Source organism: Deltaproteobacteria bacterium RBG_16_64_85, from assembly GCA_001798885.1.
Lineage (GTDB): Bacteria > Desulfobacterota > Deferrimicrobia > Deferrimicrobiales > Deferrimicrobiaceae > FEB-35.
The window spans coordinates 1-7,156 of the sequence record MGQW01000062.1 but is presented as its reverse complement, the minus strand read 5'-3'; the positions used below and the strand labels follow the sequence as shown (position 1 = coordinate 7,156).

Annotated in this window: 8 protein-coding genes and 2 tRNA genes; all 10 read left to right on the top strand. The window is 58.9% G+C overall.

The window, feature by feature from the left end; genetic code table 11:
• Nucleotides 1-10 precede the first annotated feature (10 nt).
• The 10 genes from A2Z13_03870 to A2Z13_03825 all read left to right on the top strand — a co-directional run bounded on the left by A2Z13_03870 (nt 11) and on the right by A2Z13_03825 (nt 7,152).
• Nucleotides 11-87: transfer RNA gene (locus A2Z13_03870), tRNA-Pro, on the top strand.
• Nucleotides 88-119: 32 nt separating this feature from the next.
• On the top strand, nt 120-878 hold the full coding sequence (locus A2Z13_03865) for a 5'/3'-nucleotidase SurE (GenBank protein OGP77850.1): 759 nt from the start codon (nt 120-122) through the stop codon (nt 876-878).
• Nucleotides 866-1,522, top strand: a complete 657-nt coding sequence (locus tag A2Z13_03860; protein OGP77849.1) for a protein-L-isoaspartate O-methyltransferase — start codon at nt 866-868, stop codon at nt 1,520-1,522. The genes A2Z13_03865 and A2Z13_03860 overlap by 13 nt, the downstream gene beginning before the upstream one ends.
• Nucleotides 1,504-2,010, top strand: a complete 507-nt coding sequence (locus A2Z13_03855) for a hypothetical protein (protein OGP77848.1) — start codon at nt 1,504-1,506, stop codon at nt 2,008-2,010. Before A2Z13_03860 ends, A2Z13_03855 begins: the two co-directional genes overlap by 19 nt.
• Entirely contained in the window at nt 2,007-2,528 is a 522-nt protein-coding gene (locus tag A2Z13_03850; GenBank protein ID OGP77847.1) for an adenine phosphoribosyltransferase, read from the top strand. The genes A2Z13_03855 and A2Z13_03850 overlap by 4 nt, the downstream gene beginning before the upstream one ends.
• A gap of 27 nt (nt 2,529-2,555) precedes the next feature.
• Nucleotides 2,556-2,632: transfer RNA gene (locus tag A2Z13_03845), tRNA-Arg, on the top strand.
• A 395-nt stretch (nt 2,633-3,027) separates the two neighbouring features.
• Nucleotides 3,028-3,561, top strand: a complete 534-nt coding sequence (locus tag A2Z13_03840) for a hypothetical protein (GenBank protein ID OGP77846.1) — start codon at nt 3,028-3,030, stop codon at nt 3,559-3,561.
• Between the two features lie 99 nt (nt 3,562-3,660).
• Entirely contained in the window at nt 3,661-5,196 is a 1,536-nt protein-coding gene (locus A2Z13_03835) for a hypothetical protein (protein ID OGP77845.1), read from the top strand.
• The gene (locus A2Z13_03830; GenBank protein OGP77844.1) at nt 5,189-6,343 is read left to right on the top strand and encodes a deoxyguanosinetriphosphate triphosphohydrolase; all 1,155 of its coding nucleotides are present in this window, start codon (nt 5,189-5,191) and stop codon (nt 6,341-6,343) included. Before A2Z13_03835 ends, A2Z13_03830 begins: the two co-directional genes overlap by 8 nt.
• 8 nt (nt 6,344-6,351) lie before the next feature.
• Entirely contained in the window at nt 6,352-7,152 is an 801-nt protein-coding gene (locus tag A2Z13_03825; GenBank protein ID OGP77843.1) for a hypothetical protein, read from the top strand.
• Nucleotides 7,153-7,156 lie beyond the last annotated feature (4 nt).

Here is a 7,156-nt window from a genome sequence, read left to right as displayed (position 1 = left end):
TTCCCTGGGTCGGGGCGTAGCGCAGCCTGGTAGCGCACTTGCATGGGGTGCAAGGGGTCGCTGGTTCAAGTCCAGTCGCCCCGACCAACTTTTTCCCGGTTAGACCCTCCTGGACGGCCTTGAAGAAATCTCCGCCCAACATCCTGGTGTGCAACGATGATGGAGTGCGCTCGGAAGGGATTGTCGCGCTCGCGGATGCGCTGCGCGAGCTGGGCACGGTGTATGTCGTCGCGCCAGACCGTGAACAAAGCGCGGCCAGCCACGCCCTGACCCTTTCTCACCCGCTCCGGATCGAGAAGATCGGCAACCGGGTATACGCCGTGGACGGTACTCCCACCGACTGCGTAAATCTTGCGGTGAACGGCATCCTGCGGAAGAAGAAGATCGCCCTCGTGGCCTCCGGAATCAACAAGGGGGCGAACCTGGGGGATGACATCACCTACTCGGGGACCGTGTCGGCGGCGATGGAGGGAACGATCCTGGGGATCCCTTCGATCGCGGTTTCGCTCGCGTCCCGCAACCATTTCCGGTTCGACGCCGCGGCGGAATTCGCCCTGCAGGCCGCGCGAAAGGTTCTGCGGCACGGCCTGCCCAAGGACACTCTCCTGAACATCAACTTCCCCGATCTCCCTGCGGAAGAGGTCCGGGGAGTGCGGATCACCTGCCAGGGAAAGCGCATTTACGAAGACTCCATCGTGGAGAAGCGGGACCCGCGGGGAAGAAAGTATTACTGGATCGGGGGGGACAGCCTCCGGAGCGAAGAGATGCCAGGGTCCGACCTGGAGGCCGTGGAGCAGAACTGGATCTCGGTGACCCCCGTCCATCTCGATTTCACCAATTACGCTTCCATGCGGGTCCTCCGCCGATGGAAATGGTGAGCGAGTCCTTCGCCCTTCTTCGCCATCGCATGGTGGTGGAGCAGATCAAGGCCCGCGGAATCCGCGACGAACGGATCCTCGCCGCCATGGAGGATGTTCCCCGGCACCGTTTCGTTCCTCCACACCTTGCCACCAGGGCGTATGAAGACGGCCCTCTTCCCATCGGCGAGGGACAAACGATCTCCCAGCCGTACATCGTTGCGGAGATGACTCAAGCCCTGCGCCTGACGGGGGCGGAAAAAGTGCTGGAAATCGGAACCGGATCGGGATACCAGACGGCCATCCTTTGCCGTCTGACGCGGGAGGTGGTCAGCATCGAGCGGTTTTCCGTCTTTTCCGCTTCGGCGGAAGGGGTTCTCCGGGAACTGGGCCTGGAAAACGTTCGCTTCCGCGTGGGGGACGGAACGATGGGTGTTCCCGAAGAGGCTCCCTTCGATCGGATTCTGGTCACTGCCGCTGCGCCCAGGGTCCCGGTTCCGCTGTTCGAGCAGCTCGGCGAAGGCGGCATACTGGTGATTCCCATCGGGGGGAGATGGGAGCAGGATCTCGTCCAGGTGTACAAAAAATCCGGAAAAGCCATAAAAGAGTTCCTCGGCGGATGCCGTTTCGTTCCTCTCGTCGGGCGATGCGGGTTCGCCGAATAACCCGCCTGGCCGTCTTCCCCTGGGTGGTCGCGTTCCTTCTTGCCGGATGCGCGGCGGGACGGGTCGTCCATCCACGCACGGAGCCAGGAGGGACCGTTTACCGCAACTTCCAATGGCCGGTCTCGGGAACAGTGGCATCGGGTTTTGGCGGAAGGGGGAGCCGACAGCACAACGGGATCGACATTCTCGCGACGGAAGGGAAGCCGGTTCGCGCGGCGGAAACCGGAGTCGTCGTATACGCCGGCGACGGAATGCGGGGATTCGGAAACACGGCCGTGCTGGACCACGGGGGAGGAACGACGACGCTATACGGACATTTAAAGGAGATTCATGTAAAATCGGGCGATATCGTCGCGGCCGGATCGGTGATCGGCGCTGTCGGCAGAACCGGGAACGCCACGACCTCCCATCTCCATTTCGAACTGCGCATGGAGGGCAAGTCAGTAGACCCCTTGAATTTTCTTCAAAGGACGAACGAGCCCCGATGAAAGCGCTCAAAAAACGGATACGGAACATCCAGGACTTTCCCCAAAAGGGGATCCAGTTCAAGGACATCACGACGCTCTTGTCGGATCCCGCCTCGTTTCAGCGGGCCATCGATCTTTTGGCCCACCGGCATTTCGCCAAAGGCGTCGAAGCGGTCGTCGGCGTGGAAGCCAGGGGTTTCGTCATGGGGGCTGCGATGGCGTACAAGCTCGGCATCGGAGTCATCCTGGTGCGAAAGCATGGGAAGCTGCCCTACAAGACGGTCTCCGCTATCTATGACCTGGAATACGGCAAGGACCGGCTGGAGATCCACGAAGACGCCGTACGCCCGGGGATGCGGGTGATCGTGGCGGACGACGTCCTTGCCACCGGCGGGACAATGGCGGCCGTGGTGGGACTGCTGGAACGACTCGGGGCGGAAATCGTCGAGTGCTGCTTTCTCGCAGAGCTGACCGGCCTGAAAGGCAGGGACAAATTGAAAGGGCAGAAGGTGTTTTCCCTGCTAAAATTTACCGAATAGGGAAGCGGACAGAACGGTCGAAACGGAGCCCCCGTAGCTCAGGCGGACAGAGCAGCGGTTTCCTAAACCGCGTGCCGGGTGTTCGAGTCACCCCGGGGGCGCCAGCTTCTTCTGCTCCCTGCCGAGGAACCTCTCGACGTCTTTCCGCCGGAAACGCCACTGGCTGCCGCTCTTGTATCCTTTGAGGACCCCTTTGCGGGCAAGGTCGTTCACGGCGTCGGGGCTCATGTCGAGCAGAATCGCCAGATCACGTGTTTTAAGGATGCTGGGCATCGTTTCCACGTACAGGAGCTCCCGCATTAGCCTTTGTGCCTTATTACGCCGGGAAAATAACATACCGTTATAAAAATGTAAAGGAAATGATGTGTTGAGGGTTTTTCTCTATTCTATCGCTGGGATACTGATCCTGCTCCTGGATAGTATCCTTCTCCGTGATCTTCCGGCGCAATTGGCTATTTTTCACACGGGAGAGGAGGGGTGGATTCTTCTGGGGGGAGCGTTGGCCTATCTGATCGCACACGTGTTCCTTCGGAAGCCGGAGCGGATGTACCTCTGGGCACATGAGTTTTCCCACCTGATCGTCGCCAAGCTGTTCTTCAGGAAGGTCCATTCTTTCCACATTACTTCACGGGACGGCGGGAAGGTCGTGATCGACCGTACGAACGTGGTGATCGATCTTGCGCCCTATGTTTTTCCCCTGTACGGCATGGCGGCTTGTGCCGCCGCTGTTTTTCTCAAGAGCTTGTCACCTTGGGTACCGGACCTGTACCTGGCGCTGGCTTCGTTCCTCTTCACGATGCACGTACTTTTTTCCGCGGAAGGGTTCATCAAGGGGCAGCCGGACGTGAAACGGAACGGGCGCCTTTTCTCCGGAGCGGTCGTCCTGCTCTGCCTTCTGTTATGGGTTCCCTGCTTGCTGGCGCCGGGCGCGGCCTCCGGATGGAAGGGGGCGGTCGCCACGTATCGCGGGTGGTTTATCGCGGCCCATCTGACCGCGCGCAGGCTGGTTCTTTACGGGTTGTCCTTTTTTTAGGCGGGCCCCCCCGCATCTCCGCTCTTTTTCCCTGTCTTCCTAAACTTTTATAGGGATTTGGCGTAATATTTAGGAGATGACTAAGAGGTATCGTCAACCGTGAAGATATCCGTCTGGAAGAGGCTGAAGGCTCCCGGTCGAAAGAGCGACCTCATCCTGGCCGCATTTCTCCTTCTGCATTTCATTTCCTATGAATTTTCCAACCGCTCCTTAAGCGAGGCTATCGAGCACCTCATCTCCGCGATCTTTTTTCTCTGGGTGTATCTGAGTTATCTCAAGCCGGCCGACTATGCCGCGGATCTGATCTCCGATACCTTGCAGAGGCACGGAGACGCAATTCCCCCGACGTCCGATCCTCTCTTGGTCGCCGAGACCGCGAGGGACCGGATGGACCGGTATTCCACCGAGCTGTCCAAAAAGAGGATTGAACAGCAGGCGATGATGGACAAACGCCTGGAAGACCAGACGAAAGCCAACCAGGACCTGCTCACCCATCACCGATACACCAAGAAAATGCTCCAGTCCTTACGTACCGAAGAAGTTTTCGAAACCCTCGTGAAAGGGGTCCGGGACGGACTCGGCTTTCATGGCGCGGCATTGGGGGTGATCGACCGGGAGGGGTATCTCGTGTTCCATGAAGACGCCGATCCGGATGGAGGAGCGCTGATCCGGATCCCCGGCTGGAACGGGAATTCCCTCCTGGCCCGCACGATCTGGAGCGGAAATTATCTCCTGTACCCGTCCCTGAATGAGCACACCCACGTTCTTGAGGACCGTACCCTGCTCGGTGAGGGGACCTCCTTTCTCCTCCCGTTGATACGGAAGCATGGAAGGAAATGCTCGGAGGTGAAGAGCTGCGGCAATGTCGACTGCTCCTCCTACCTCTCCAGTAACCCCCGTTGCTGGGTCGATCACAGTGAAGATTGCACCGGTAACAGCCACGTCCCGCCGGAAGAGAGGAAAAGGGCCTGCGTCCAGTGCGAGATGTTCTTGCCGATCTCCCTGCTGGTTCTCCGCAGCCGGCCCGAGTCGCGGAAAATATCGCGGGAAACCATCGTCCCGGTGGTGACCCTCGCCAACGAGGCGTCCATGGCGCTCGAGATGGTGGAACTGCACGAAAACCTGCGGAAGATGTCGATCACCGACGGGTTGACGGGGCTTTTCAACCACCGGGAATTCTACCAGCAGCTTCGGCGGGAGCTGGAGAGGGCGAGGCGTTACCGCCATACGGTCTCGCTCCTTATCATTGACGTTGACAATTTCAAGAGATACAATGATAAGTTTGGCCATTTGGCGGGGGATCTTGCGTTGAGGAAGATCTCCGACCTGCTGCGCCACTGCGCGCGCACGACCGACATCGTCGCCCGTTACGGAGGCGAGGAATTCGCGGTGATACTCCCGGAATCGACCTCCTCCGGCGCCCTGATGCTGGCCGAGCGCATCAAGACCGAAGTCGCGATCCACAATTTCCTTCCTCAGGTCCCCGGGGAAGTCCATCTGACCGTGAGCATCGGGATCTACACCGCGGAAGAGGGAGCGGTCACGGAGGACCAGATCGTCAGTTACGCTGACCAGGCCGCTTACAGCGCCAAGGATGCAGGAAAGAACTGCGTCGTCGTGAAGACCCATGCTTGACCGGAAGGGGCTGGAGATCCTCGAGGAGGAGCGCCTGGCGAAGTACGCCGTCAAGAGCGGACAGTCCCGCGGCCGAAAAACCCCCGAGCCCGAGGATCCGTTCCGATCCGTCTTCCAGCGCGACCGGGACCGGGTCATCCATTCCGCCGCCTTCCGGCGGCTCGAGTACAAGACGCAGGTGTTCGTCAACCATGAAGGCGACCACTACCGAACCCGCCTCACGCACACCATCGAGGTTTCGCAGATCGCGCGATCGATTTCCCGCGCACTGAGGCTGAACGAGGACCTGACCGAGGCGATCGTGCTGGCCCACGACCTGGGACACACCCCCTTCGGACACGCCGGGGAACGGGTGATGGCCGAGCTGATGGAAGGGGAGGGGGGATTCGAGCACAACCTGCAGAGCCTTCGCGTAGTCGACGTCCTGGAGAAGCGATACCCCAGGTTCGACGGCCTGAACCTCTGCTTCGAGGTCCGCGAGGGGATCTGCAAGCACAGCTCGGACTACGACCATCCGCCGGACATCTCCGAATTCGGATCCCCCGGGTATCCCTGCCTCGAAGCGCAGGTAGCCGACATCGCCGACGAGATCGCCTACTGCAATCACGACGTGGAGGACGGCCTCCGGTCGGGGATGCTCACTTCCTCATCACTCGAATCGGTCGAGCTCTGGCGTGAAGCGCTGAAAAGCGTTCTGGAAATAGATCAAGTAAAAGATGAGGATATATTGAATTCGAGAACGATATCATTTATGATATCGTCTCTTACCAAGAACCTGATCCGGACGACTTTCGACCGTTTGATGGAAAACAGCATCGGGTCGCCGGAAGATGGGCGGAAATGCAGGGTAAAATGCGTTTCCTTCGACTCCGTGCTTGCCGGCAGGAAAAGGGAACTGAAAGAATTTCTCTTAAGGGAAATGTACGGGAACTACCGGGTGATCCGCATGGAGGAAAAAGCGCGCCGCATCATCGGAGATCTTTTCGGCGCCTACTGCAACCGTCCCGAACAGCTCCCCCCGCACATCTTCTCGCGCGTGAAGACCGAAGGGATCAAGAGGGTCGTCTGCGACTATATCGCCGGCATGACCGACCGTTATGCCATGGAAGAGTACCGGAAGCTCTTCGACCCGCTGGCAAGAGTCTAGGAGCGGGAATGACCGGTAAAGATGAATTCGATAACCGCTTCAAGAAGGCCATCGAGAGGAATTTTGATGAAAGTGCCGGAATCTACGATGCTTTCGAGGAAAAGCACCATCTCTTCGAGACTCTTTCAAACCGGCTTTGCGAGCTGATCGCCCCGTCCGTGCCGGAAAGGGTGCTGGATGTCGGGTGCGGAACGGGCATCTCCACGCTTGCGCTATACAAGGCAATTCCCCGGTCACCCATTGTCTATGCGATCGACATCTCCGATGCGATGCTCGTTCGGGCAAGGGAACGCTGCAAGGGGTTGCCCGGCATCTATCTCGTCCGCGGCGACGCCGAGCAGTTGTCCTCCTATTTTCAAGAAAAGTTCGACGCCGTGTTTTACACCGCATCGATTTTTCTCATCCCAAAATTCGGCGATTCGATCATACAGGCGTGCAGCCTGATCACTGCCGGGGGAGTCCTGGCGATCAGCTTTTATGTTGGACTGTTCGACGACGAGCAACAGGACGCAATTCCACTTGTCTTTCCCGGCATGAAGTACCAGTACGGCGCGGTGGCGTATCCGGAGCTCCTGGAATGTCTATCTGCGCAAAAAGCGTTCCGCAGCACGGAGGTCGATTTCCACTTCGAGATCAGCCGGGAGTTCCTGTTCGACTTTCTGAGTATCCCGGCGCAGTCCGCTGGACTGTTTCCAAAGATTCCTTACATCCAGCGGATCCCGATGGTCCGTGATTTTTGCGACAAGCTGGCGACGGAGGTGAGCCCGCTGTTCATGGGCTGGAAATTCGTGATTTCACGGAAGCGGTAGTTTT

Coding starts and splice junctions, on each gene's coding strand:
- A2Z13_03860 (OGP77849.1), top strand. CDS start 866: ATGGAAATGGTGAGCGAGTCCTTCGCCCTTCTTCGCCATCGCATGGTG.
- A2Z13_03855 (OGP77848.1), top strand. CDS start 1,504: ATGCGGGTTCGCCGAATAACCCGCCTGGCCGTCTTCCCCTGGGTGGTC.
- A2Z13_03850 (OGP77847.1), top strand. CDS start 2,007: ATGAAAGCGCTCAAAAAACGGATACGGAACATCCAGGACTTTCCCCAA.
- A2Z13_03830 (OGP77844.1), top strand. CDS start 5,189: ATGCTTGACCGGAAGGGGCTGGAGATCCTCGAGGAGGAGCGCCTGGCG.
- A2Z13_03825 (OGP77843.1), top strand. CDS start 6,352: ATGACCGGTAAAGATGAATTCGATAACCGCTTCAAGAAGGCCATCGAG.